Consider the following 24,038-nt stretch of genomic DNA (forward strand, 5'->3'; position numbering starts at 1 on the left):
CCTCCCGAGCCACAACAGAGGCAAACAGTCATCAGCTACACCCCACCGCCCTGGGCATCCAGGGCATCAACCCCAGACACTACAAACTTAGGGAACCGTCATGCCGCTGGATTCCACAGCCAAAGAACTGATCGCGGCCGTCCAGGCATCACCGCGTGCGGTCGCGGCACACGACAAGACGGCCTGGGTCGACCTGTTCGCCGCCGATGCCACCGTCAACGATCCGGTCGGTTCCCGCCCGCATATCGGCCGCGCGGCGATCGAACGGTTCTACGACACCTTCATCGGCCCCAACATCATCGCCTTCGAGATCGACCACGACTTCATCGGCTCGGCCACCGTGGTCCGTGACCTACTGATCCGCACAACCATGTCGACCGGCGCCACCGTCGCGGTACCCATGCACCTGCGCTACGACCTCGTCGAGGAAGACGGCGCCTGGAAGATCAGCCGGCTGGCCGCCCATTGGGAACTGGCCGCGATGATCGTGCAGTTACTGCGCACCGGACTGCCCGGACTCGGCGCCGCATTGAAATTGGGTCCGCAGCTGATCGCCAATCAGGGCTTCGACGGCATGTTCGGCATGATGCAGGCCATGCGCAGTATCGGCCGAGCGGGCAAACGCGCTGTGGTCCAGGTGTTCTCGGCTGCGGCGGCCACAGATATCTCGCGAGTTCGTCGCCTGCTCGACGAGCGCACGATGATCGAACTCCCGGCCGGAACCAGGATCTCGCTGGAGGAGTTCACCAATCGAGCGCGAAATATGCAGTGGGACAAGCTGATCGCCGCCGGTCGCATGGTGAGTGCCAGCGTCCGACTGGACTCGGCCCAGGGTGTCGCCTTCGTCGAGTTCGCCCCCGACAGTCGACAAATCACCGCTATCCGCGTATTCATTCACTCGATCTAGCTGGTCCGCGGTGGGCCGCGAGCAGACGTGGTCATCGTGACGAAGCGTGTCCTGGACCGAACGCAACCGCCGCAAATTCGCCGCCTACCGGGTACGCCTCGCCGACAAGGCAGCCATATAAATCAGCAGGCCGGTTCCGAAACCTATGGGGAGCAGAACCTAGTCCGCCCCGTGGGCACTCCACACCGCGTGGGAGCCCGAGTCTCCTACGCGGTAGACCTGGGTGGTCGCCGCGACGCCTGCGGCGATGGCCAGCACCACAGCCAGTACGGTGACCACGCGAGTTACTGGGCGTCCGCGCTCGTCGCGCAGGTGGATGATGATGAGCAGGGCGGTGACGAGCACTAGGGGCACCGCGAAGTAGATCATCGTGTTGCCGAGATTTGCGTGCTTATCGATGGCGGGGGATCCGCCGAGCTTGTGCCGGAGCCACTCTCCCGCCTCGGTCGTCACCGGGGTCAGGGCTACGGTGATCGCGGCCAGCGCCGTGACCAGCCAGATCAGTCGGCGACGGGCCGCGGACCAGACCGCTGACAAGATAAGTAGCGTCGCGGTCAGCGGTACGAAGACGACGATGATGTGCACCAGCAGTACGTGGGCGGGTAGTCCGTTGATTGTCGACATGAGGCACTCCTGAATTTCGTGACCGCGCCGCGGTCGCGGCCCAAGCATCTCCCTCACCTCACGATTCAGCGCGGCACGTGGTTCATCCCGGCGCGTGCCCGTCTTGTCGATCGTCTTCTTCACCCCGCTGATCGCTCTGAGCGTCCGCTTCGTCGAGCGCGCCCGCCGCGCCTGACTTCCACTACTTCCGCCGCCGTTCCCGGTATTCGGGGTCGGCGGCGAGGTCTTCCCAGAACTCGACATAGGCCTGTTCGTGCCGGATGCCGAGCCGCAGAATGCGCGCACGCGAGACCGCGCGCACCTCGTCGCCCGGGTCGATCTCGGCGTGCAGCGATCGATACAGCCCTAGCAGGCGGCGGTGTTCCGCGGCCTCGCTGTTCGCCAGGGCGACCACATCGCCCGGTGCACCCAGATCCGCGAAGAAGAGCTTGAGCTGTGCCGGATCCCGGGTCTCGGCGGGCGGGCTCTGCGGATCGGCGAGCCAGCGCTTCAGTTCGGCCCGGCCCTTGCCGGTCAGATGGAAGAGACGACGACGACGTCCACCCTGCTCGGCCTCCTCGTCGAGCAGGCCCTGTTCGGCCAGGCGCACGGGAATCCGGTAGAGCTGCGCGTGCGGTACCGGCCAGAAGTAGTCGACGCTTTCCTCGAGTAGAGCCTTCAACTCATAGGGTGTGAGCGGTCCGTGCCGGGCGATGAGCCCCAGCACGATGTGGTCCTGCGGCCCGAGATCCGCCATGCCTCCTCCATCTCATTGACACCGTCTCACTGAGACTATATGTTAGTGCCATCGAGACCATATCAATGGTACTATTGAGGAGTTATGGTGCGCGCCTTCGGCATCACCCTGTTCGACGAATGGACCGCGATGTGGAACGGCGACCTGCCGCTCGCGGAAAAGATCATGGCCCCCGAATTCACCCTCCGCTATGCCCAACCGGGCGCGAGCGAGTACGACACCATCCGCGACCCGCAGACCTTGGCCACCAAGGTCGCCGAATTCCGCGAGCAGCGTCCCGGAATCCGATTCACACCCCAGGGCGAGCCGGTCATCGAAATGGATGACACCCGAACGGGATTCGTGGCCAGGCCGTACGGTGCGGTACGCACCGAACCGGATGGCAAGCAGATCGATGTGAGCGGCACCGATATCTTGCGCGTCACCGCCGGGCAGATCACCGAGGTCTGGTCGGTCTCCGGCGGCCCCGCCGGGCGCAGCTTCTACTGACTCAGCGCCATCGGCGGGAGATACTCACCGACCAGAGTGCGGTGCCACAATATCCGCTCGTGCTGGAGTTCGGCGCGAGTTGCGAAGCGGTACAGGTATATTCGCGCTCGCACATATATCGGCGGTGAGTCGGGGAAGGGGCAGCGGCGCAGTAGCCGCAGGGTCGCGGGGTCGTTGCGCAGCAGCCGTTCGACGAAGCCGAGCAGCCAACCGCGGGCGTAGGACGGGGAGATCGCGGCGAACCACATCAGCCAGTCCAACCTGAGGTGGTACGGGGCCCATTGCCGTGGCCATCGCCGCGGATCTCCCGGCTTACCCTTGAACTCGTACTCCCGCCACAGCGTCTCGTCGGTGATATCCGGCTCGTCGGTGCCCTCGAACACCACCTCCTCGCGGGTACGACCGATACTGCCGAAGGCACCGTAGGTATTGACCAGGTGTAACGGGTTGAACGACGCATTCATTCGCTGCTGGCGCGAAAGCAGATTGCGGGCGGGCCAGTAGCTGAGGAATACCACCACGACGGTGCACGCGAGCACCAGACCGACGAACCACGGCGGTGCCGCGGACATCGACGGCGGATCTGGCACGGGCAGTATCGCTTTCGCCGAGGACGCATCGATCGCGGTGGTGGCCAAGAGGATCGTTACCCAGTTCAACCAGGCGAAGTTGCCCGAGAGCACCAGCCACAGCTGCGTGACAATGATGAACGTGGCGGCCACGCTCGCCACCGGCTGCGGCGCGAAAAGTCCCCAGGGCACCACGAGTTGGGCGAAATGGTTGGCCGCCACCTCCACTCGATGCAGCGGTTTGGGCAGGCGATGGAAGAACCAGCTCAGCGGGCCGGGCATCGGTTGGGTCTCGTGGTGGTAGTACAAGCAGGTCAGATCGCGCCAGCAGGAATCGCCACGTATCTTGATCAGGCCGGCGCCGAACTCCACCCGGAACAGCAGCCACCGCGCCAACCACAACACCAGCACCGGCGGCGCGACCCGATCATTGCCGAGGAAGATCGCCAGGAATCCTGCCTCCAGCAGCAGCGACTCCCACCCGAACGCGTACCACGCCTGTCCCACATTCACGATCGACAGGTACAGCGCCCACAGCACCGCCCACACCAGCATCGCCGCCCACAGCGGCACCAGATGCAACGCACCCGCCGCCACCGCGGCCGACAGCGCCGCACCGGACCAGGTGACGAGGGCGAAGAACCGGTCCGAGTAGTGGATATGAAAGATGCTGGGGGCCCGCCGAAACGCGACCCGACGGATGAATCGCGGCACCGGCAACATCCCCTGCGCGCCGATGAGCGCTCGGAATTGCCGCGCCGCCGCCACAAAGGCGATCAGATAGATGACGGCCAGACCGCGCTGGAAAACCAGCCTGCCCAACCAGTACTCGGATTCGGTGAACGATGGCATGCCCGCTCCTTCGTACCGCTACCGCCGCCGATATGGCGCCCGTCCCTCGGGTAGCAGCGGCTCGGGTCGGTTGGATTGCCGGGGGATCGACAGCGTCACCGCGACAGTGCCGAGCGTTGTACTGCGACCGTGGTGGCGCATGATGAACGAATCCCCGGACAGCAGTTGATAAGTCGCGGAATCGCCGGTGATCTCGACGGCACAGCGCGAATCGGACGGCCTGCTGGAGTTCCGGATCCCCGTCGATCTCGATATCGGCGGTGGACCAGAAGTGGTCCAGATACGCGCGCTGCCGGGCGAGCAAGGTATCCCAGCCGGTCTCGAGGCCCGCGGCCAATGCCGCATCCACCTGGGCCCGCAGCGCTGGAACCGAACGCCGGCTCGACCATCCGTAGCCGAGATACTTCGTCAATCGCACGCGCTGGCCCTTCGCGGCATCGACCGCGATCGTCAAGCGCGCCAGATCCTCCTCGGCGTGCACACTGCAGCGCGGGGTCGCGTCGACCTCGAGTTCGTGGTCCATGGCCGCGGCCATGCGCAACCCGGAGCGCCGGGTGTGGTGGACGAGCACCGCAGCGAAGTCACGGGCGGTGCAGAAGTCCGCGACCAAAGGATGGTCCAGCGCCGCGGCGAGCCGGGGATCGCCGTGCGCGATCGGAACCGGTTCATTGGCGAGCAGATCCGATTGGATGACCAGCTCGAGATCGTCATCGAGCGGTTCGACCTCATAGCGGATCGCGGCCAGCGCGCGTTCGGTGAACGACACCAGCCGCTCCGAGCGGATGCGCACGCAGCGACCCGTCGGTGAGGTCCATACCGTGGTGCGCCGCAACGTACCGGACCGAAAGTCCAGCACCCGTTCGTGTTCGACAGCCCTGCCGTAGCGCATATCCATCGGCTCGTCCTCGACGAGCAGCCGGATGATCTTCCCGTCGGTCACATTGACAACGGTCTGCCCCACCTCGGGATAGCCGTATCCCGCTTCGGCATAAGGTAATCGGCGCTTCTCGTAGAACCCGTTGAGGTAGGTCCCCGGCTTGCCGACCGGCTCCCCCTCCTCCAGCGTGCCGCGCAGCCCGAGATGTCCATTGGCGAGCGCGAAGATCGATTCGCTTCGGGGTAATGCGTCGAGCTCCAGTCCGCACCAACGTAATTGCCATGGCGCGATCTCGAAGCCACGGCAATCGGTAGTCATTGCTGTGACCCGAGCTCGGCCAGATCGGTGACAACCACATCCGCCCCGGCCCGACGCAATGCCTCGGCCTGCGTGCCATCGCGCACGCGATCGACGCCGACCACATATCCGAATTCCGCGGACCGCCCGGCCGTCACCCCGGCAATGGCATCCTCGAACGCCGCGGCCTGTTTCGGCTCGGCGTCCAGCGCCTGTGCGGCCGCGAGAAATGCGTCCGGCGCGGGTTTGCCGCGCAGGCCGCGGCGGGCGATCTCGAGTCCGTCGATACGCACATCGACGAACCGGGCCATATCCGCGACCGTCAGTACCTCATGGGCATTCGCCGATGCGGTCACCACACCGGTCCGCAACCCGGCGGTGCGCACCGCGGTCAGATAGGCCAGCGATCCCGGATAGACGTGTACGCCGTCGCGGGCGAGGAATGACAGGAACAGCCGATTCTTCCGATCGCCGAGCCCATGCACGGTCGGCTCGCCCGCCGCCGCATCGGTTTCCTCCTCCGGCAGCGCGATCCCCCGCGATTTCAGGAACTCCCGGATACCGTCGGCCCGCGACCGGCCATCCACATAGCCCAGATAGTCCGCATCGCTGAACGGCCGGAACGGGCCGGGGCTTCGGCCGGCCAGAAACTCGTCGAAGACCGCTTTCCACGCCCGCCGGTGCACCGCCGCGGTATCGGTCAACACACCATCGAGGTCGAACAGCGCCACCGAGATCGTTTCGGGCAATCCGAGCCCCTGGAGATCATGACTGGGCGTCATAACCCAGCGGTACCCGAGGATGGCGGCGGCAAACAGCGCGTGTTCGTGACTATTCGAGCAACTGGTCGTCGAGGATGTCGGTATCGGTGCCGACGGATTCCAGGCGCAGTGCGATGGCGGTGACCAGGGCGTGGACCAGTCCGGTGAAGGCGGTGAGGGAACGCAGGACGGTGAGCGAGCCGGTTCCGACATAGAAGGTCACATCGGCGATGCGAGCCAGCGGGGAGGACGCGTCATCGGTCAGGGCGATGGTGGTGGCACCACGGCGGCGCGCCGACTCGACCGCGCGCACGGTGTCACTGCTATAGCGGCGGATCGATACCGCGATGAGGGCGTCGCCGGGTTCGATATCGCGCAGTTCATCGGTCAGTAGGCGGGCGGTCGCCCCGAGCTGCCGGACCCGATGGCGCACCAGCTGCAGCTGGTAGGTGGCGGCATAGGCGATGGCGAGGCAGCGCCGCAGCCCGATGACGTGCACAGTCGCCGCATGGGCCAGCGTCTCGACCGCCCGGTCCCAGTCACCACGATCGATGCGCGCGAAGGTACGCGACATATTGTTCGTATCGTATTCGGTTATCGCGGTGAAGAATTCGTCGTTCGATGTCGGCGACGGCGCATCGGGTGGTCTTCGTACCAGATACGCCTCGGCGGCCAGTTGTCTTCGGCACAGCTCGACCACGGCCGGATAACCGGGCAGCCCGAGCATGGTCGCGAATCGCACCAGCGAGGAACGATGTACGCCCGCCAGTTCGGCGCTGCGGCCGATACTGCGGAAGGCGGTGCCCTCCGGATCATCCAGTATCAGCCTGGCTATTCGCTGTTGACCGTCGGCTAGTTCGGGCAAGCGCTGCTGCAAAAGGGCACGTAATTCCTGAAAGGTGGTTGGTGCCCTGTCGCGCACAGTGAGCCTCACGATCATTCGGGTACTCGAACGATAGGCCCACACCATAACTGACGGGCCGTAAGATTCTAGTGCCCCAGGGCAACCGCCTCCAACCCTCAGGGGCGCCGTCGCTGTCGCTGTCGCGGTGGCGGTGGCGGTGGCGGTGGCGGTGGCTGAATACTTCGCCAGCTTCTCTGCGCGAATGGATCATCCGGTTGGATGTTCAGGTTCCGCATCCGCAGGCCCGACCACGGATCGTTCACAAGGCCGTCGGTGAGGCCATCGAACATGCGCGCATGCTCCATCTTGGTCATGGCTTCGGCGAGATTTTCGTCGGTCATGTTGTACGCCCACTTGTCGACGGACTTGAAGTAGTCTTCCGCGAGATTCTGTCCGACTTTTTGCAACGTCGCCTTGTCCGCCCTGCTCCAAACATCCGGACCGATCGTATCGAGCGACTGACCACTCCGCACGACCCTGTCGACGTGCTTCACGAAGTCGTCGTCGACGAGTGCATTCGGTATGGGCCGTGGGACGTTGTTCTTGAAGTTGTCGGCCGCGACATGCGCCTGGCCAGCCAATTCTTTGGCCATGCCTGAGCCGGGACGGTTCGCCGCCGCGTGCAAGGCGGCCTCCGCCTTGGCCCGCGGCGCGAACTCGAACGCGTTCGGCGGCGTGGTCGCCTTCTGAATAGCTATTGCAGACTGGATCCTGCCGATCCGGTCCTTGTCGAGACCGAGACGGGTCAGCGAGCCGATGATGTTCGAGGAACCGGCACCCATATCGCCGAGACCATCGCGCGCGTGGGCCGCGCCCACGTGATCGAGGATGCCGCCGAAGGCGTCCGCGCGCGCCAGCGCCTTGGCATCGTACACAGCGCGCGCCGCCTGTCCCTCTTCCGCGGCCTCGCGTGACATGCCCGCGGCCGCGACGAACATATTGTTCAGGTCGGCCCTCTTCCGCAGTCTCGCATAGGGATCCAGCGGTCTGGGTGTCTTCATCGCCAGCCAGGCGACTACCGGGTCGGTATTGGCCGTATTGATATTGCCCAAGCCGGTCATGATCCTGCGTCCCAGACTCCCCCCGGCACGCGAGGTCCCCATCCCCAAAGCGGTGCCGCCACCGCCTCCGCCAGCCGGGCGCCCCTGTATCGCCAGCGCGAACCGGTTGGCGATCCAGTCGTTGCCTCGACTGAGGCCGCGGTTCAGACGTTTGAGCTGGGAAATGGCGATGATCTCGACGGTGCCCGCGATGACGATCACCGCCATGGTCTGCCCCTTCGCCTGCGCGAACAGGTTGCCCATGAACAGCACGTAGATGCCGAGGAAGATGGTGTAGGCGGTCATCCGGCCCGCCGCGACAAAGCCGTCGACGATATTGCGGACCAGAAAGGTCTGCGTCGGTCCGTAGACGAATCCGCCTGCGGCGAAACCGAATATCGACATGAACCCGTGGTAGATCGTGTCCAGGGCGGCCTTGATGACCCGGATGCCGAGCACCACCGCGAAGGCCAACAGGATGCCGCCGCAGATCAACAGCATCAGACCGGTACCGACCTGACCCATGGTCGGATTCTCAGCCTTGGCGTGGGCGGCGGAGTCGCCGCAGCTCAACATGCCCTTGCGGACCCGCTCGTCATCGCCCGCGGCCATACCGGCAGTCCAGGCCGACCGGCAAGCCGGTTGCTCGTCGACCACATGTCCGAAATTCCACACCTGCACCGGGCGGCGGGCGAAACTGTCCGCCAGATCCTGCTGCATGGTCGCCACCAGATTATTCGGATTCGGATTGTTGTTGCCGTTCAGCCCGGCCGCCACCGAAATTCCCAAATCCCGCCCCTTGGCGAGCAATCCGTCCGAGGACAGCACATCGCCGAGCGGTTCGGCCAGGAATAACGGACCGAGCACCGCGACACCGAGCATCGTGACGATCTGCAGCACCGCCTTGGCGTGATAACCACGCATCCAGAACCAGGCGACGCAAAATGCGCCGATCGTCGCGGCGGTGATCAGCAGCATCGGCGTCGCGATCGTACCGGTCAGCCGGTCCGCGACGCCGGTCAGTGCCGAGCCGAACATGTTGAGCCACTGGAAGCTCAGTGCATTGCCGATCAACCAGATCGCGGTCGTCACGATGGCGATATAGCCGATGAATTCGAAACCGAGGATCGCCCAGAGAATCGTCGAGCCCGGATCCAGCAACCCGCCGTGGTCGGTGGCGAAGGTGTAGTTGGCCAGCGGAACCCCGGACGAATCGCGAATGTGCATCCAACTGAGACCGTCGATTTCGGAGACAGCGCCGCCGGTCGCCGCGGCCTGGTACTGCGCACTGGCCACCGCGCCGACAAGTCCGGGAAAGACGAACAACACGAAAATGACGGCAAGCAGCCAACCGACGCGCCGCGGCCAACGGCTGGTACGGAATCGATGCAACAACGTAACGGGGTGCGGACAGCACCCCTTCGGATCCTCGGATCCCGACCTCGGCCGGATCGGCCGCCTCTTCGACCGTCTGGCCACACCCTCAGCATGACGCAACTATTGTTGCGGGGCAATACTTCTGAGAAACCAGTTGTTCACCTAGCGTCCACTTCCGGCGATTCCCAACGACACACCGGTGCGGCGCCGATGCAGTCTCGCCGAAATCTCCACAATCGAGCACTCATCCGCCGCTTGGCGGCCGTAATCGCGCTGAGCGCACCCCTTTTCGCCGCCGCGGCCTTCGCAGCCGATCAAACCCTCAGCGACGGCGACTGGGACACCGCCACCCTCGCCCGCTGAATGACCAGCAGGCGCGATACCGTCGCGGCCCCGCCCGCCTTCCACAAGATCCGTTCGGCGAGCGTGCCTTCGAACACTGCACTCAACATCGAACGATCGGGATCGAGTATCTCATCGCCATTGCCCGCCGCCGGATCGCCGATAAACGCATGCACGAGTATCGGATTGGTCCTCGTCGATACCAACGGCGCATCGGCATTGCCCCCGCTAGTGGGAAATGGCGGAAGCAGTGCCACTGGACACCGACCACTGGACACCGGCCGATCAGCCGGGCTGATCGACGGGCACCGGCGCTTGCCGGGGTGCACCGAACCAATCGGCGAGCGCAGCGCGCAACGCGGGCGCGGCGGTGTCGGTGAGTTCGTCGACGGTTGCCGCCCAGGCAATGTGAGCGTCGGGGCGAATCAGCAGGGCGTCGGCTGGTCGGTAATCGGTTTCGGCGGTATGGATTTCGATGCGATGCTGCCAGTCTCGGGCGATCTCGCGCAGCTCCGGTCGGTCGGCGAGAACGAGCAGTATGGGCCGCGCGGTGTGCGTGAGTTCCGCGACGCTGGTGGCGCCCTGGTCGGTATGCAGGCTGAGGTCGGGTGCGAAGGTGCCGGTCAAGGCGTGTTCGTTGGGGTTGGGCAGCGGGTAGCGAATGTCGGAGCCAGCGATGAGTGCTCCGACGCGGCGCAGCGGCTGCTCGTCGACGAGCAGTTCCTGGAAGACCTCCCGCAGTGCTTCGGCCGCCGGGTCCTGTCCGCGTCGCAACGCCACCTGGGCCCGTGTATGTAGCCGGACGCGGGCGCCCGCCAGGTGGCGTTCGTCGTGATAAGTGTCCAACAGGCCGTCCGGCGCCCAGCCGTCGATATCGGCGGCCAGCTTCCAGGCAAGGTTGACCGTGTCGAGCATGCCCGCATTGATCGCCACCCCCGTGGCGGGAAACAGGTGGGCCGCATCACCGGCCAGCAGGATCCGACCGGCGCGGTATCGTTCGGCCAGCCGATCCTGGAAGGTGAAGCGCGACAGCCGAATCGGTTCGCCCAGTGGCAGATCCACGCCGAGCACGCGATGGACACTGTCCTGGAACTCGGTCAGGGTCAGCGGTTCGTCATCGTCGTATTCGCCGGACTCGTCTTCGGTGGTGAAAAGGCCGAGAACTCCGGGCGTGGTCGACCCGTTCGCGAACAACCCGCGCTCTGTTCGCGTGAATCCCGCGCGGATCGTGTTGCCCCCTGGGACAACGAGGTCGCCGTTGTCGAGCACGGTCACCGAATCGGCCACGGTGACCTGGGCCAGCCGGTTGACCTCCGGATACGTGGTGCCGGGAAATGCGATACCCGCCATCTCGCGGATCCGGCTGCGTCCGCCGTCGCAGCCCACCAGGTATCGGGCGGTCACCTGGTACCGCCCGTCCGGCCCGCGTACGTCCGCGGTCACCAGCGCATCGTCCTGGCTCACCCCGACCACCTCGTGTCCACGGCGGATCTCGGTGCCCAGTTCACGGACCCGTTCGGCGAGCACACGCTCGAGTCGATGCTGTGCGAGCGGCAGCGCGTGCAGCGGTGGATCCGTCAGATGTGCGAGGTCCACGTGCACACCGCCGAACGGGAAGCGGGGCGCCGGAATGGGGTCGGTATTCGCTGCTTCGAATCGCTCGAGCAGGCCGCGGTAGCGCAGCAGTTGCAGAATCTGCCCGCCGATACCACCGGCCTTCGGGATGTCACGGGGCTGCGGGTGCCGCTCCAATATCAGCGGTCGCTCACCCGCAAGACGCAGCTCGGCGGCCAGCATCAGCCCGGTCGGACCCGCACCCACGATGATCACATCGGTGTCGGTCACATGCATTCGGTTACTTCCCATCTCCGCAGGTTCTGGCCTCGGCCAGCGATTCTGCGGTACGACCCGGGTCTTGCCGCAAGTCCCCGGGTGCGTTATATCTCGAGAAGGGAAATGAGTGGGTGCGCCCCGTTATCCCCAGCGGGAGCGGATTTGAACCGACCGGCGAATCAACACAGCGGTAGTTCGTACTGGTCAGCAGTCCCGGCGGAGCCACGACCACGGAGACGATCGCATATATGCGGGCAGACCCGGACGGTCATGCCGACAGACGCGAAGCTATCCGGGTTGGAGCGATCGCTCCAGGCTTCGGGAAGATCATGTGCTTGTTGTAGCTGCACGGATCGCCCTCGATCTGAGTTATGTAGCAGCCCTTGATATTCCAGCTAGGATCGTGTGGTGGTCAGCTGCCACTCCCGATGCGTCCAGCTCACCGGCACCAACTCGAGGAGCAACGCAGACCCGATAGCTACGTGGTCTGGGGCGAAAGTTCGGCGGGCTCAGCTCCAGGCGGTGGGGTGGAGCCGCACGCGGCGTCGAGAAGGGTTGTCGCGGCGGCGCGGGCGTTGGCGGCGGCGTCGGGCCGCCCCGCGATAGCGGCGGTGGTCTGGGCCCCTTCGACCAGGATCGCGATCTGCGCCGCGACGACCTCGGCGGCGCCGGCCTCGTGTACCAGTTCGGCGAGGTATCGCTGGAAGACGTCCTTTTGTTCACGCACGACGCGGCTGACGTTCACCGACCCGGCGCTCAGTTCACCGAAAACGTTGATGAACGCACAGCCGTGGAAGTCCGGCTGGCGGAACCAGTCGTCGAGGAAGTCGAAGACGGACAGGACCTTCTCCCGTGCGGTGACCGCGTGCTCGGCGCTCGCGGCGATACCGGCGTTCCATTGGGCCCTGCGGCGGTGCAGGACTGCGACGATCAGGTCGTCCTTGGACGGGAACAGAAAGTAGATCCGTTTCAGGGATATCCCGGCCTCGCTGCGCACCGCGTCCATGCCCACGGACTGGACTCCGTGCGCATAGAAGAGTCGATCGGCCGCTGCCAACACCCGCTCGCGAGCCGCTGTGTCGTCGATCATGGTCTTTTCCCCTTGCGCCGAGAACGTTCGTTCTCTAGCGTAGTGCACAGTCCAGAGAACGACCGTTCTCCAGCTGATCTGAGGAGTATGGAAATGGCCACCATCGCCGTCGGAACCGAGAACAGCACACCGATCGAGCTCTACTACGAAGACCACGGGACCGGTCAGCCGATCGTCCTCATCCACGGCTACCCACTCGACGGTCACAGTTGGGAGCGACAGAGCCGCGAGCTGATCGCCGCCGGCTACCGCGTCATCACCTACGACCGCCGCGGCTTCGGACAGTCGAGCAAGGTCGGCACCGGCTACGACTACGACACCTTCGCCGCCGACCTCAACACGCTGCTCGAGACCCTCGACCTGCGCGAGGTGATCCTTGTCGGCTTCTCCATGGGCACCGGCGAACTCGCCCGCTACGTCAATAGGTATGGCCACGAGCGGGTCGCCAAGCTCGCCTTCCTCGCGTCACTGGAACCGTTCCTGGTGCGTCGCGACGACAACCCGACCGGTGTGCCGCAGGAGGTCTTCGACGGCATCGCGGAGGCGGCCCGCGCCGACCGGTTCGCCTGGTTCACCAAGTTCTATGAGGACTTCTACAACCTCGGCGAGACGCTCGGCAGCAGGATCAGCCAGCAGGCCGTCACCGCCAGCTGGAACACCGCGACCGGCTCGGCACCGGTGGCCGCCTACGCGGTCGTCCCCACCTGGACCGAGGACTTCCGCGACGACGTCGCCGCGGTCCGCACATCCGGCAAGCCCGCGCTCATCCTGCACGGCACCAAAGACAACATCCTGCCGATCGACGCGACCGGACGCCCCTTCCACGCGGCCTTCCCCGAAGCCGACTACGTCGAGATCGACGGAGCCCCACACGGACTCCTGTGGACCCACGCCGCCGAGGTCAACGAGGCGTTGCTGAGCTTCGTCCGCTCCTGATCACCACAGCTGTCGGCGGGTCACGGTGAACCACACCGTGACCCGCTGGAGGACGCCCGGCGACGCGATCGACAATGCGCGTGCATCGCGCTGACGATATCGGCGGCGTGGGTGCGGTCGGACTCAGAGCTACCCACCACGCATCGTCGTGGAAATGAAAGCGCCCGTCCACTCCCGTCTCTAGCTGACGTTCCCGAATGCGGTTCACACGCACCAAACGAAAAACGGCCCGGAACATTGAGTTCCGGGCCGTTTCCCTAGTAGCGGGGACAGGATTTGAACCTGCGACCTCTGGGTTATGAGCCCAGCGAGCTACCGAGCTGCTCCACCCCGCGTCGGTGAACACAACATTACACACGTCTACACACGGAAGGCAAATCGCTCATCTTCCAGGGGGTTTTCCCTGGTCAGCGGGCCGATCGACAGGCGGCGACAGGCGGGTGCGGTTGCACACAGACGGCACCTAGGGGCTTCGGCGGGCATGCGCCGAATCCGTACTGCCCACAACCGAGCGAGCGTGGCGACGAAAGTCGATCAGAACGCAAGTGAGCAATCGCTCAATGGCTTCAAACGTGACTCGGGCCACTATTTTACAGTGATCCCGAGCACATAACGGTGCCATTACCGAACATTCGGAATCCATGCCGGCGACATTTGCGACCAGGGTAAACATCGATATACGTGTTATTCGCATCATGCAATTGAGAAGTTATCAAGATGTGATCTGCTGAGATTTCTTCGTTACCGTCGAGCCACGGCCCGGATCAAACGTGATGGGCTCGAACTCGAACCGCCGAACACCGGCGACCCTGTCCCGTGGTTCGAGGATCCCCGACACACCTGGGGGCAGGGACCCGGCATTTTCATTGCCGGGGGCGGTGGGCGCAGGGAGGGAATACATCATGTCGAAGCACCGAAAGCTCAGCACCCGCGCCCTCGGCTATGCCGCTGTCACCGGCGCAATCGTTGCCGTCCCGTTCGGTCTTTCCGCCGGCACCGCCGCGGCCGCCCCGACCCACAATTGGGATGGCGTCGCGCAGTGCGAAAGCGGTGGCAACTGGGGTATCAACACCGGGAATGGCTATTACGGCGGTCTGCAGTTCTCGCAGAGCACCTGGGCGGCCAACGGTGGCGCCGGTTCCGCCAATAATGCCAGCAAGGAAGAGCAGATCCGCGTGGCCGAGAATGTGCTCGCCACCCAGGGGCGGGGCGCCTGGCCGGTCTGCGGTCAGTATCTGCGTGCCGGTGAGTCGGAGCCGAGTCCGGCCGTCGCTGAGCCGGAGCCCGCCGCGCCTGCCCCTGCCCCGGTCCCCAACGCCGAGTCCGCCATCGAGCAGGCCAAGTCCGCTGTCTACGAGCTGGCCAAGCGGAGCGGCCTCGAGGGCCCGTACCAGCAGCTGCTGGACCAGAACGGCGCGCTGATCGACTCGTTCGGCCGCTGACGTACGAATCGGACGTCTCTCGGCAACGGCGCCGAGATCGACGTCGTTTCGACGTCAACAAGAACGGCCCCGTCACCCGAACTCGAGGAGAAGCCGGGTGGCGGGGCCGTTCTCGTTCGATCAGCGACCGGCGTCCTGATACGCCTTCACTGCGGCGTCCAGTTCCTCCAGCGCCTTGCCGAAGTCCTGGAAGTTCCCGGACTTCATGGCATTTCGCACATTCTCGATCTTCTTGTTCAGCTCCACGGCCGCGGCATCCTTACCGGTGGACCCGGTCGCCGGTGGCGGCGTGGCGCCCTGAGTCGGCGGTGTAGCGCCCTGTGTCGGCGGCGTAGTGCCGCGGTCCGACGGCGGGGTGGTACCCGGTTTCGGCCTGCTCGTCGGATCACCGCCGAACGGCGTGGCCAGCGACCCCGTCCCCGGCAGCACCTGATTCAGCGCATCGGCCAGGGTGGAGGCGAAGCCGACCTTCACACTGCCCGCCACATCGCGATAGCTCACCAGTACTCGCAGCAGCTGCGGGAAGGTGGCGGTGCCCGCCCCGGTATTTCGCTCGTTGTAGAACGGCTCCACATAAAGGATTCCGCCGTCGGCGATCGGCAATGTCAGCAGATTGCCATATCTGATCTTGTTCGAGTTCGACAGCAGTGTTTTCTGACTGGAGACTTCCGGCGCCGTCGTCATACTGTTCTGCGTTTGCTGCGGACCCTGCGTCTGGGTATCGGTCGGCAATTGCAAGATCGTGAATTTGCCGTAACCGTCCGGATCGGAGCGTACCGAGATGTAGGCGGACAGGAACTGCCGGTTGTAGCCGACCATCGCGCTGGTCAGATTGAATACCGGCTTATTGTTCGCCGACGCATCACCGAGCAGCACGTAGTACGGCGGCTGATTGAAGGTGCCGCCCTCGGTGGTCGGATCGCTCGGCACCGACCAGAAAGCGTTGTTGGTGAAGAACTCTCGCGGATTGTCCACGTGGTATTTGGTCAGCATTTCGCGCTGCACCTTGAACAGATCCTCGGGATAGCGGAAGTGCGCGCGCAGTTCCGGCGAGATCTCGCTCTCCGGCTTGACCGCACCCGGGAACACACCGCGCCAGGCCTTGAGTACCGGGTCGGTGGGGTCCACCTCGTAGAGGGTCACCGTGCCGTCGTAGGCGTCGACGGTGGCCTTCACCGAGTTGCGGATGTAGCTGACCTCCTTGCGCGGCAACAGCCTTCCGGTCTTCTTATCGATGCTGTCCTCGACCGCGCCCTCCAGCGAGGTGGTCTGCGCGTACGGGTAGTTGTCCAGCGTGGTGTACGCGTCGACGATCCACTGGATCCGGCCGTTGACGACCGCCGGATAGGCATTGCCATCGGTGGTCAGCCAGGGCGCCACCTTCTGCACCCGCTCGCGCGGACTGCGGTTGAAGATGATCTTGGAGTTTTCCCCGATGGCCGAGGAGAACAGCAGATTCCGCTCGGTGTACTTGGCCGCGAAGGCCAACCGATTGAACCAGTTCCCGATCGACACGCCACCCTTGCCGTCATAGGTGAACTGCGCTAAGTCGGTATCGTATTCGCGCGGGCGCTGACCGTTGGCCGCGCCAACGATCGCGTAGTCCGGGCTGGACTGCGAGATCAGCTCGCCGTAGTAGATGCGTGGCTGGTCGACCTTGATCTGCTGCTGGTCGGTCGAGTTGAACAGGTCGCTGACCAGGAAGATGGGATAGCCGCTGTCGCTGCTGCCGCCGGTATTGGCGTTGGGGTCCTCGTACTGCGGCCGGTTGACCCGGTTGGCGGGCGCCGCCACGAAGCCGTTGCCGTGCGTGTAGACGGTGTGCTTGTTGATCCAGTCGGTCTGATTACCGCTCAGCGCCGACGGGTGCAGTTCGCGGGCGGCCACGATGTAGTCCTGGGTATCGCCGTTGAGGGTGTAGCGGTCGATATCCAGCGACTCCGGGAAGCCGTAGAAATTCTTCAACTGCTTGAGCTGAGTGAAGGTCGGCGACAGGATATTCGGATCGAGCAGGCGGGCATTAGCGATCGTCGCCGCATCGACCGGAACCTCCAGCGGACTCTTCGAACTGTCGCCCTTGTAGTCCTTGTACTCGATCTTGTCCGAAGTGATGCCGAACGCCTGCCTGGTCGCAGCGATATTGCGTTCGATGTATTCGCTCTCCTTGTCGGCGGCGTTCGGCCGCACCGAGAACTGCTCGACCACCAGCGGCCATACCGCGCCGACCAGGACCGAGGAGAGCAGGAGCAGTGCGGCCGCCATCGCGGGCACCCGCAGATCGCGCAGCACGATACCGGCGAAGAAGGCGATCGCGCAGATCACCGCGATGGACAGCAGGATCAGCTTCGCGGGCAGTACGGCATTGATATCGGTGTAGGAACCACCCGTGAAGGTCGGCTCCTTACGACTGCTCGACAGCAGCTCGTAGCGGTCGAACCAGTAGGCAATCGCCTTGAGCAACACGAAGATGCCGGCGATCACCGCCAGCTGGATGCGGGCCGGCTTGGTCAGCGCGCCCTCGCGGCCGGTCAGGCGCAGGCCCCCGAAGACATAGTGCGTCACCAGGCTCGCGAAGAATGCGATGACCACCGCGACGAACAGCCAGTTCAGCACCATCCGATAGAACGGCAGATCGAAGGCGTAGAACCCGACGTCGAGACCGAACTGCGGATCTTTCTGGCCGAACGAACCGCCATTGAGGAACAGCTGCACGGTGACCCAATTCGACTGCGCTACCAGGCCGGACAGCACGCCGAGCAGCAGCGGGATACCGATGCCGAACAGCTTGAGCCGACTCATCACGGTGGTGCGATAGCGCGCGATCGGATCGTTCGGCCCCGCTACCGGCACGAATACCGGTCTGGTCCGGTAGGCCAGCAACAGCGCCAACCAGACGACCAGACCGACGAACAGCGTTACGACAATGAACAACAGGATCCGCGTGCGCAATACGGTGAGATAAACGCTGCGGAAACCGACCTCGCCGAACCACAACCAGTTCGTGTAGGTGTCGGTCAGCCGCGGTCCCAGCAGCAGCAAGGCCGCCAGGATGATGGCCGCCACCAGCAGCACTCGGCTGCGTCGGGACAACGAAGGTAAGCCGGTGGGGGGCCGCATGCCCACGATGCCACTCTCCAAGGTCTGGCGGCGCTCGCACCGATGTTCTCGGCAATCACACCGCAGTCCAATATTGCAGGTGGTCCTCGAGCGGACCGTCTCGCGCCCACTCTACGGAATCGGGCTTTGACAGTGGCAGCGCCTTCGGCAGCTGCAGTGTTCGCGGCCCATGATGTGCGGTGGCCGTGCCTTCGCGCAGACGCGCGACGGGCGGTGAACTCCTCGCTGGTAAAACTCGCTCCGTCATGGTTCCGAGATGACGCCGCCCTGGATACGTACACGGGGTTGCTGGTGGAAGGATGTCCAGTGTGACCGCAGACCTGCACGCCGAACTCGTCCTCGCCCGTTCCGTCCGTGACGTGGCGGAATTCGTCGATGCCGAGGGTTGGGGCAGACCTCCGCAGATGTTCGCGCTGGTGCCGACAGCGGATCTGGTCGCGGCCGAGCCCGGATTGCTCGATGAGCTCGATCAGGGTAGCGAGCTGACTGCCATTGCGCAGGAGTCGTTCCCGGACGACATCACCGGCGGATCGATGGCGCTGGACGAATTCCTCGCGACCACCAGCTGGCCCGACGCCGTGAGCGGCTGTCTGCTGGTCCAGGAGATCGTGGTGCTGCCGCCGGATGCCGAGAGCACCCTCGACGATGCGCTCACACCGCTGCTCGCCGATCACGAGGCCGCTGATGCGGCCGCGCGCGCCGCGGCCGAGACGCATCCGGGGCGGCGCACGGCCCGACTGTTCGCCGCGGTGCTGCGCACGGGCGCGGAATTGTGCCTACTACAGGTCAAGCCCGAGGACGATATCGACGACTTCGGCGATCTCGACCTGCGCACCTATCCGAATCTGGCGCCCAACCTCATCGAGGCACTGCACCACACGCTGGAGTAAGGCTCAGCCGCAGGAGACGGTTTCCCGACCCGCGTTCAGATCATTGAGGGATTGCACTGCGCCGCTGAGGTTTTCGACCTTCACCAGGCGCAGGCCGTCCGGTGTGCGCTGCTTGGCCTCATTGCAGTTGGCGGCCGGGACCAGAAAGGTCTCCGCACCGGCATCGTGTGCGGCAATCATCTTGTACTGGATGCCACCGATCGGGCCGACCTTGCCGTCCTGATCGATGGTTCCGGTGCCGGCGACGAATTTGCCGCCGTCGAGTTCACCGGGCGTGAGCTTATCGATCAGCGCGAGGCTGAACATGAGACCGGCCGACGGTCCACCGATGTCGGCGAGGTTGAACGTGACCTGCATCGGCGGGCGTGCCCCCTCGGTCGGGGTCAGGCCGAGGTAGCCCTTGCTCGCATCGTCGGGGCGGGCAGCCAAGGTGATCGTCGCGGTGTGTTCAGTGTTCTCCCGCCGGTACGTCACGGTGACCTGACTGCCGGGCGCCTGCGAGGACACCGCGGCGACGACATCCTTGGGTGCGGCGATCGGTGCACCGTTGACGCTGACCAGTTCGTCACCAGCCTTCAGCATCTCCTTCGCCGGGCCGTCGTCGGAGACCTTGCGCACCAGCACCACCGTCGGCAGGTTCAGGAAGTGCAGCGCCGCCACCTCGGCATTGCCCTCGGAATCCTTGAAGTCCTGCTGGTTGGACTTATCTATCTCCTCGCGCGGGACACCGGGCGGGTATACCTCGGCGCGGGGGACCAGTCCGTGCTGACCGCTGAGCCAGAACCCGAACGCCTCGAAGATATTCAGCCCGTCGCGCACCGAGACCGTTGTCATATTCAGATGACCGGTCACCGGGTCGACTTCGGCGCCGCGGACGTCGACGACCTGCTTACCATCGACCGAGCCGAGGGTGTCGAACGTGGGTCCCGGCCCGAGTGCAACGAACGGCACGGTGAGTAGGCTGCCCACCACACCGAGGACGAGCACCGGGATCAGGGCGGCCACCAGGGTCAGGATCCGACGATTCACCTGGACCACAGTAGTGATCGCCGCCGCGCCAGGTTGTGCGAGGCGCGTATTTACCGCCGTATGCGTGCCTGCGATTTCGCGCCGCGCGAACATCGAAGCCCCACACCACACGCGTAGTGTTTGGGGTATGAGCAACCTCCCCTTCGGATTCTCGAACCGCGACGACGACGACCGCAAGCGCGGCGACGAGCCGAGTGGTGCCGGGGCCAACGATCCGTTCGGCTTCGGCGGGGCAGGCGCGGGCGGTTTCGATCCCGCACAGCTCGGACAGATGCTCACCTCGATCGGCCAGATGCTCAGCGGCATGGGGCAGCCCGGTTCGGCGCAATCAGGCCCGGTCAACTACGACGTGGCCAAGCGATTGGCCCGCCAGCAGCTCGGCGCGAGCATGATGCCGGTCTCCGAAGGCACGGCCAAGGCCGTGGCAGATGCCGCGCACCTGGCCGAACTGTGGCTGGATGGCGCGACCACACTGCCCGCAGGCGCCAACAGGACCGCGGCCTGGACCGCCAACGACTGGATCGAGGAAACGCTGCCGACCTGGAAGCGGCTGTGTGATCCGGTGGCCGAACAGATCTCCGGCATGTGGACCGCGCAGTTACCGGAGGAGGCACGGGAATTCGCCGGTCCTATGGTGGGCATGCTCGGGCAGATGGGCGGACTCGCCTTCGGCTCGCAGCTCGGGCAGGCACTCGGCCAACTCGCCGGGGAGGTGCTGACCTCCACCGATATCGGGCTGCCGCTCGGTCCGACCGGCACCGCGGCGCTGCTGCCGGCGGCAATCTCGGAGTTCAGCGCCGGACTCGAGCAGCCGGAAAGCGAGATCCTGGTCTTCCTCGCGGCCCGCGAGGCCGCCCATCAGCGCCTGTTCGGACATGTGCCGTGGCTGCGTCAGCAGGTACTCGGCGCGGTCGAGGATTATGCGCGCGGCATCAAGATGGACTTCTCCGCGCTGGAGTCGGCAGCTCAGAATATCGACCCGATGTCGCTGACCGATCCGTCGAAACTCGAGGAGATCCTGTCCCAAGGCACGTTCGAACCGCAGACCACCCCGGAACAGAAGCACGCCCTGGAGCGGCTGGAGACGCTGCTCGCCCTGATCGAGGGTTGGGTGCAGGTCGTCGTCACCGAGGCGATCGGTGATCGCCTGCCGGGTGCCGGTGCGCTCGCCGAAACCCTGATCCGCCGCCGCGCCACCGGCGGTCCGGCCGAGCAGACCTTCGCGACGCTGGTCGGACTCGAGCTGCGGCCCCGGAAGTTGCGCGAGGCGGCGGCGCTGTGGCGACGGCTTACCGCCGATGCGGGCATCGACGGTAGGGACGCCATCTGGGCGCATCCGGATCTGCTGCCGGACTCGAATGATCTGGACTCCCCCGCAGGCTTCATCGATTCGGTGATCGGCGGCGGCGCGAATGCCTTCGACGATCCGCTGGCCCAATTGGCCGAAACCGAGGCACGGGAAAGAGCCGAACGCGAGGCCGCCAACGGGGACAGCGAATCCGGCCCGAACCTCGGCAAGGACACCGACGCGTCCTGAGACGTGTCCTGTTGATAGACGCGAATTCCTGTGGATTACCACAGGATTCGCGCTGTTCGCCGATGACCTGATCCGCATACTGCTGCCATGACGACGAGGCGGATGTGCGGGCCGATGCTGGCGCCGCGGGTGACGGTACTGGTGCGGCCGTCCGGGGTCGTGCAGTTGGGGTGGGACCCGGAGCGGGCGTTGCTACTGGATCGGACCGCATTGGATACCGATACCGTGCTGGCTTTTCTGCGCTTGCTGGATGGCATGCACAGTCGCCCACAGGTTATCTGGCGGGCTGGGGAGTGCGGCATCGAACCCGAGGACGCAACGGAGCTGCTGGATCGCATCGCTGACGCGGGGCTGTTGCTGCATCCGGATCCGCGGCTGGGACGAGTGCGTTCGGTGCGGGTGCACGGGCTCGGTCCGCTCTCGGACGCGGTCGCGACCGGTTTGCGGCGACTCGGGCAGCGGCCGATCCGTTCGCGTGGGTACTGCCCCGACGGTTCGGTGCTGGATTGGCACGGCGAACTCGTAGTGCTGGCCGATGCGCTCGTCATCGAACCGCGCCTGGCCAATGAGCTGGTGCTGCACGGGATTCCACATCTGCCGGTCCGTATTCGCGATGGCAAGGGCGTGGTCGGTCCGCTGGTCTTTCCCGGCCTGACGAGCTGCCTGCGCTGCCTCGATCTGACCCGCTGTGAATACGACCCGGAGTGGCCGCAACTGGCGAGCCAATTGCTCGGTCGGGTAGGACACGCCTCACCGGCCGGGATTCTGGCGACGGCGGCTTTGCTGCTCGGCGAACTCGAGGCGATCATGCACTGTTCTCCTGAGCGCCGGCTCGACACGATGAACACCACGATCGAACTCGAACTCGATACGCACCGGATCTCGCGCCGGGAATGGCCGCAGCACGACGGCTGTGGATGCCGCCGAATTTTCTCTGGTCCCGCCGGATGAGGGTGTCGATTCTTACAGTCCGCAAGGCAAAGACATCAAAGATTGGCGTGGCGATTGTCCGGGTTCTTCCGCCATGATGGGTTACGTGTCTGAGATCGTGCGCCGTCGCTCGTCCCGCAATGCGAAGTTGGCCAAGATTCCGCTGGGTATCGCCGGACGAGCCGCCGTCGGGTTAGGTAAGCGGCTTGCCGGTGGCGATAAAGGGGAGATCAACGCCGAGTTGAATCAGAAGGCCGCCGAGCAATTGTTCACCGTGCTCGGTGAGCTCAAGGGCGGTGCGATGAAGTTCGGCCAGGCGCTGAGCGTCATGGAGGCCGCGGTTCCCGAGGAATTCGGCGAGCACTATCGCGAGGCACTCACCAAACTACAGGCCGCCGCGCCGCCGATGCCCGCCGAGATCGTGCACCGGGTTCTGGACCAGCAGCTCGGCACCCAGTGGCGGCACCGCTTTCAGTCCTTCGACGACATTCCCGCCGCATCGGCGAGCATCGGCCAGGTGCACAAGGCAGTGTGGTCGGACGGCCGGGCCGTCGCGGTAAAGGTGCAGTATCCGGGCGCCGACGAGGCGCTGCGCGCCGACCTCAAGACACTGTCGCGGATGACCGGTCTGATCACCTCGGTGATTCCGGGCGCGGACGTGAAGCCGCTGCTGGCCGAGATCACCGAGCGCACCGAGGAGGAACTCGACTACCGCAATGAGGCCGCCAACCAGCGCGCCTTCGCCAAGGCTTTCGACGGACATCCAGAGATCGTGGTGCCGAAGGTGGTGGCCAGCGCGCCGAAGGTGATCGTGACCGAGTGGCTGGACGGCACCCCGGTCTCGCAGATCATCAAGCAGGGGGCCGAGGATCCGGAGGGCACGCGCACGCTGCGCAACCGGGCAGCGGCACTGATGGGCAAATTCCACTTCTCCTCACCGGAGACCGTCGGTCTGCTGCACGCAGATCCGCATCCCGGCAACTTCATGATGCTGCCCGACGGCAAACTGGCCGTCATCGATTTCGGCGCCTGCGCGCCCATGCCGGACGGTTTCCCTGACGTCCTCGGCCGGATGCTGGCGCTCGAAGTCGACGAACGCTTCGATGAACTGATCGAGCTCATGTACGACAACGGCTGGGTGATTCCGGGCCGGACCATTACCGATGAGGAAATCGCCGACTACCTGCGGCCGTTCACCGACCCGATCCAGACCGATTCGTTTCACTTCACCCGCAAGTGGATGCAGCGGGTAGCGGGTAAGGCCTCCGACATCAGCAGTCCGAATATGAAGACCGCGCGGGCACTGCAACTGCCCGCGCAGTACGTGATGATCTTCCGCGTGCTCGGCGGTTCGGTCGGCATCCTGGCCCAGCTCGATGCGGAACTGCCGTTCATGCAACTGGTGCGGACCTGGATGCCCGGCTTCTACGAGGAGCGCTCCGCGAGCTGAACGAAGCCG

At 65.0% G+C, this 24,038-nt stretch carries 19 protein-coding genes, 1 tRNA gene and 2 pseudogenes; 9 read left to right on the plus strand and 13 right to left on the minus strand.

The window, feature by feature from the left end:
- The first annotated feature begins 100 nt into the window (after nt 1-100).
- A complete protein-coding gene (locus AB0L63_RS00005; RefSeq protein ID WP_364492573.1) occupies nt 101-907 on the plus strand; it encodes an SgcJ/EcaC family oxidoreductase in 807 nt (268 codons plus the stop codon).
- A 159-nt stretch (nt 908-1,066) separates the two neighbouring features.
- On the opposite strand, the gene AB0L63_RS00010 is transcribed toward AB0L63_RS00005, so the two are convergent.
- Both AB0L63_RS00010 and AB0L63_RS00015 read right to left on the minus strand, forming a co-directional pair.
- Nucleotides 1,067-1,531, minus strand: coding sequence for a DUF2231 domain-containing protein (locus tag AB0L63_RS00010; protein WP_364492575.1), 465 nt, complete (start codon nt 1,529-1,531; stop codon nt 1,067-1,069).
- Between the two features lie 181 nt (nt 1,532-1,712).
- Entirely contained in the window at nt 1,713-2,267 is a 555-nt protein-coding gene (locus tag AB0L63_RS00015) for a PadR family transcriptional regulator (RefSeq protein WP_364492577.1), read from the minus strand.
- A gap of 87 nt (nt 2,268-2,354) precedes the next feature.
- Here AB0L63_RS00015 and AB0L63_RS00020 point away from each other — a divergent pair, with 87 nt between their 5' ends.
- On the plus strand, nt 2,355-2,756 hold the full coding sequence (locus AB0L63_RS00020) for a nuclear transport factor 2 family protein (RefSeq protein WP_364492579.1): 402 nt from the start codon (nt 2,355-2,357) through the stop codon (nt 2,754-2,756).
- On the opposite strand, the gene AB0L63_RS00025 is transcribed toward AB0L63_RS00020, so the two are convergent.
- From AB0L63_RS00025 to AB0L63_RS00045, 5 genes and pseudogenes are all read right to left on the minus strand, one after another.
- Entirely contained in the window at nt 2,750-4,177 is a 1,428-nt protein-coding gene (locus AB0L63_RS00025; protein WP_364492580.1) for a lipase maturation factor family protein, read from the minus strand. The two genes, AB0L63_RS00020 and AB0L63_RS00025, sit on opposite strands and share 7 nt — an antisense overlap.
- A 202-nt stretch (nt 4,178-4,379) precedes the next feature.
- Nucleotides 4,380-5,372 (minus strand): annotated as a pseudogene (locus tag AB0L63_RS00030) (family 65 glycosyl hydrolase); the annotation flags it as partial.
- Nucleotides 5,369-6,133 carry a beta-phosphoglucomutase family hydrolase gene (locus tag AB0L63_RS00035; protein ID WP_364492582.1) on the minus strand — a complete coding sequence of 255 codons (765 nt, stop codon included), beginning with the start codon at nt 6,131-6,133 and terminating at the stop codon, nt 5,369-5,371. The pseudogene AB0L63_RS00030 and the gene AB0L63_RS00035, both read right to left, overlap by 4 nt.
- A gap of 49 nt (nt 6,134-6,182) precedes the next feature.
- Entirely contained in the window at nt 6,183-7,052 is an 870-nt protein-coding gene (locus AB0L63_RS00040; protein ID WP_364492584.1) for a MurR/RpiR family transcriptional regulator, read from the minus strand.
- A gap of 80 nt (nt 7,053-7,132) precedes the next feature.
- Nucleotides 7,133-9,385, minus strand: coding sequence for a hypothetical protein (locus AB0L63_RS00045; RefSeq protein ID WP_364492586.1), 2,253 nt, complete (start codon nt 9,383-9,385; stop codon nt 7,133-7,135).
- 258 nt (nt 9,386-9,643) lie between these two features.
- On the opposite strand from AB0L63_RS00045, the gene AB0L63_RS00050 reads away from it, so the two are divergent.
- On the plus strand, nt 9,644-9,796 hold the full coding sequence (locus tag AB0L63_RS00050) for a hypothetical protein (protein WP_364492589.1): 153 nt from the start codon (nt 9,644-9,646) through the stop codon (nt 9,794-9,796).
- Nucleotides 9,797-10,060: 264 nt separating this feature from the next.
- On the opposite strand, the gene AB0L63_RS00055 is transcribed toward AB0L63_RS00050, so the two are convergent.
- The 3 genes and pseudogenes from AB0L63_RS00055 to AB0L63_RS00065 all read right to left on the minus strand — a co-directional run bounded on the left by AB0L63_RS00055 (nt 10,061) and on the right by AB0L63_RS00065 (nt 12,698).
- Entirely contained in the window at nt 10,061-11,641 is a 1,581-nt protein-coding gene (locus tag AB0L63_RS00055; RefSeq protein ID WP_364492591.1) for an FAD-dependent monooxygenase, read from the minus strand.
- A 146-nt stretch (nt 11,642-11,787) separates the two neighbouring features.
- Nucleotides 11,788-12,069 (minus strand): annotated as a pseudogene (locus AB0L63_RS00060) (dihydrodipicolinate reductase); the annotation flags it as partial.
- A gap of 17 nt (nt 12,070-12,086) precedes the next feature.
- Nucleotides 12,087-12,698 (minus strand): TetR/AcrR family transcriptional regulator, encoded by a 612-nt coding sequence (locus tag AB0L63_RS00065; RefSeq protein ID WP_364492593.1) that lies wholly within the window; start codon nt 12,696-12,698, stop codon nt 12,087-12,089.
- A 93-nt stretch (nt 12,699-12,791) separates the two neighbouring features.
- Here AB0L63_RS00065 and AB0L63_RS00070 point away from each other — a divergent pair, with 93 nt between their 5' ends.
- Nucleotides 12,792-13,634 (plus strand): alpha/beta hydrolase, encoded by an 843-nt coding sequence (locus tag AB0L63_RS00070; RefSeq protein ID WP_364492595.1) that lies wholly within the window; start codon nt 12,792-12,794, stop codon nt 13,632-13,634.
- Between the two features lie 261 nt (nt 13,635-13,895).
- On the opposite strand, the gene AB0L63_RS00075 is transcribed toward AB0L63_RS00070, so the two are convergent.
- Nucleotides 13,896-13,969 (minus strand) — tRNA-Met (locus AB0L63_RS00075).
- Between the two features lie 567 nt (nt 13,970-14,536).
- On the opposite strand from AB0L63_RS00075, the gene AB0L63_RS00080 reads away from it, so the two are divergent.
- Nucleotides 14,537-15,076, plus strand: a complete 540-nt coding sequence (locus tag AB0L63_RS00080; protein WP_364492597.1) for a transglycosylase family protein — start codon at nt 14,537-14,539, stop codon at nt 15,074-15,076.
- Nucleotides 15,077-15,196: 120 nt separating this feature from the next.
- Here AB0L63_RS00080 and AB0L63_RS00085 read toward each other — a convergent pair whose 3' ends face one another.
- Complete coding sequence (locus AB0L63_RS00085) at nt 15,197-18,199, minus strand: UPF0182 family protein (RefSeq protein ID WP_364492599.1); 3,003 nt, start codon at nt 18,197-18,199, stop codon at nt 15,197-15,199.
- A 293-nt stretch (nt 18,200-18,492) separates the two neighbouring features.
- Here AB0L63_RS00085 and AB0L63_RS00090 point away from each other — a divergent pair, with 293 nt between their 5' ends.
- Nucleotides 18,493-19,083, plus strand: a complete 591-nt coding sequence (locus AB0L63_RS00090) for a PPA1309 family protein (protein WP_364492601.1) — start codon at nt 18,493-18,495, stop codon at nt 19,081-19,083.
- Between the two features lie 3 nt (nt 19,084-19,086).
- On the opposite strand, the gene AB0L63_RS00095 is transcribed toward AB0L63_RS00090, so the two are convergent.
- Complete coding sequence (locus AB0L63_RS00095) at nt 19,087-20,112, minus strand: PDZ domain-containing protein (RefSeq protein WP_364493870.1); 1,026 nt, start codon at nt 20,110-20,112, stop codon at nt 19,087-19,089.
- 127 nt (nt 20,113-20,239) lie between these two features.
- On the opposite strand from AB0L63_RS00095, the gene AB0L63_RS00100 reads away from it, so the two are divergent.
- The 3 genes from AB0L63_RS00100 to AB0L63_RS00110 all read left to right on the plus strand — a co-directional run bounded on the left by AB0L63_RS00100 (nt 20,240) and on the right by AB0L63_RS00110 (nt 24,029).
- Nucleotides 20,240-21,649 (plus strand): zinc-dependent metalloprotease, encoded by a 1,410-nt coding sequence (locus AB0L63_RS00100; RefSeq protein ID WP_364492603.1) that lies wholly within the window; start codon nt 20,240-20,242, stop codon nt 21,647-21,649.
- 87 nt (nt 21,650-21,736) lie between these two features.
- A complete protein-coding gene (locus AB0L63_RS00105) occupies nt 21,737-22,600 on the plus strand; it encodes a hypothetical protein (RefSeq protein WP_364492605.1) in 864 nt (287 codons plus the stop codon).
- A 73-nt stretch (nt 22,601-22,673) separates the two neighbouring features.
- The gene (locus AB0L63_RS00110; RefSeq protein ID WP_364492607.1) at nt 22,674-24,029 is read left to right on the plus strand and encodes an AarF/UbiB family protein; all 1,356 of its coding nucleotides are present in this window, start codon (nt 22,674-22,676) and stop codon (nt 24,027-24,029) included.
- The last annotated feature ends 9 nt before the right edge of the window (nt 24,030-24,038 follow it).

This window comes from Nocardia sp. NPDC051990 (assembly GCF_040680755.1).
Taxonomy (GTDB): Bacteria; Actinomycetota; Actinomycetes; order Mycobacteriales; family Mycobacteriaceae; genus Nocardia.

Bases quoted from the DNA above. Each gene is read 5' to 3' on its own strand.
- AB0L63_RS00010 (WP_364492575.1), bottom strand. From the start codon at position 1,531: ATGTCGACAATCAACGGACTACCCGCCCACGTACTGCTGGTGCACATC.
- AB0L63_RS00080 (WP_364492597.1), top strand. From the start codon at position 14,537: ATGTCGAAGCACCGAAAGCTCAGCACCCGCGCCCTCGGCTATGCCGCT.
- AB0L63_RS00110 (WP_364492607.1), top strand. From the start codon at position 22,674: ATGATGGGTTACGTGTCTGAGATCGTGCGCCGTCGCTCGTCCCGCAAT.
- AB0L63_RS00070 (WP_364492595.1), top strand. From the start codon at position 12,792: ATGGCCACCATCGCCGTCGGAACCGAGAACAGCACACCGATCGAGCTC.
- AB0L63_RS00040 (WP_364492584.1), bottom strand. From the start codon at position 7,052: ATGATCGTGAGGCTCACTGTGCGCGACAGGGCACCAACCACCTTTCAG.
- AB0L63_RS00065 (WP_364492593.1), bottom strand. From the start codon at position 12,698: ATGATCGACGACACAGCGGCTCGCGAGCGGGTGTTGGCAGCGGCCGAT.
- AB0L63_RS00035 (WP_364492582.1), bottom strand. From the start codon at position 6,133: ATGACGCCCAGTCATGATCTCCAGGGGCTCGGATTGCCCGAAACGATC.
- AB0L63_RS00055 (WP_364492591.1), bottom strand. From the start codon at position 11,641: ATGGGAAGTAACCGAATGCATGTGACCGACACCGATGTGATCATCGTG.
- AB0L63_RS00015 (WP_364492577.1), bottom strand. From the start codon at position 2,267: ATGGCGGATCTCGGGCCGCAGGACCACATCGTGCTGGGGCTCATCGCC.
- AB0L63_RS00090 (WP_364492601.1), top strand. From the start codon at position 18,493: ATGTCCAGTGTGACCGCAGACCTGCACGCCGAACTCGTCCTCGCCCGT.
- AB0L63_RS00105 (WP_364492605.1), top strand. From the start codon at position 21,737: ATGACGACGAGGCGGATGTGCGGGCCGATGCTGGCGCCGCGGGTGACG.
- AB0L63_RS00005 (WP_364492573.1), top strand. From the start codon at position 101: ATGCCGCTGGATTCCACAGCCAAAGAACTGATCGCGGCCGTCCAGGCA.
- AB0L63_RS00100 (WP_364492603.1), top strand. From the start codon at position 20,240: ATGAGCAACCTCCCCTTCGGATTCTCGAACCGCGACGACGACGACCGC.
- AB0L63_RS00050 (WP_364492589.1), top strand. From the start codon at position 9,644: ATGCAGTCTCGCCGAAATCTCCACAATCGAGCACTCATCCGCCGCTTG.
- AB0L63_RS00025 (WP_364492580.1), bottom strand. From the start codon at position 4,177: ATGCCATCGTTCACCGAATCCGAGTACTGGTTGGGCAGGCTGGTTTTC.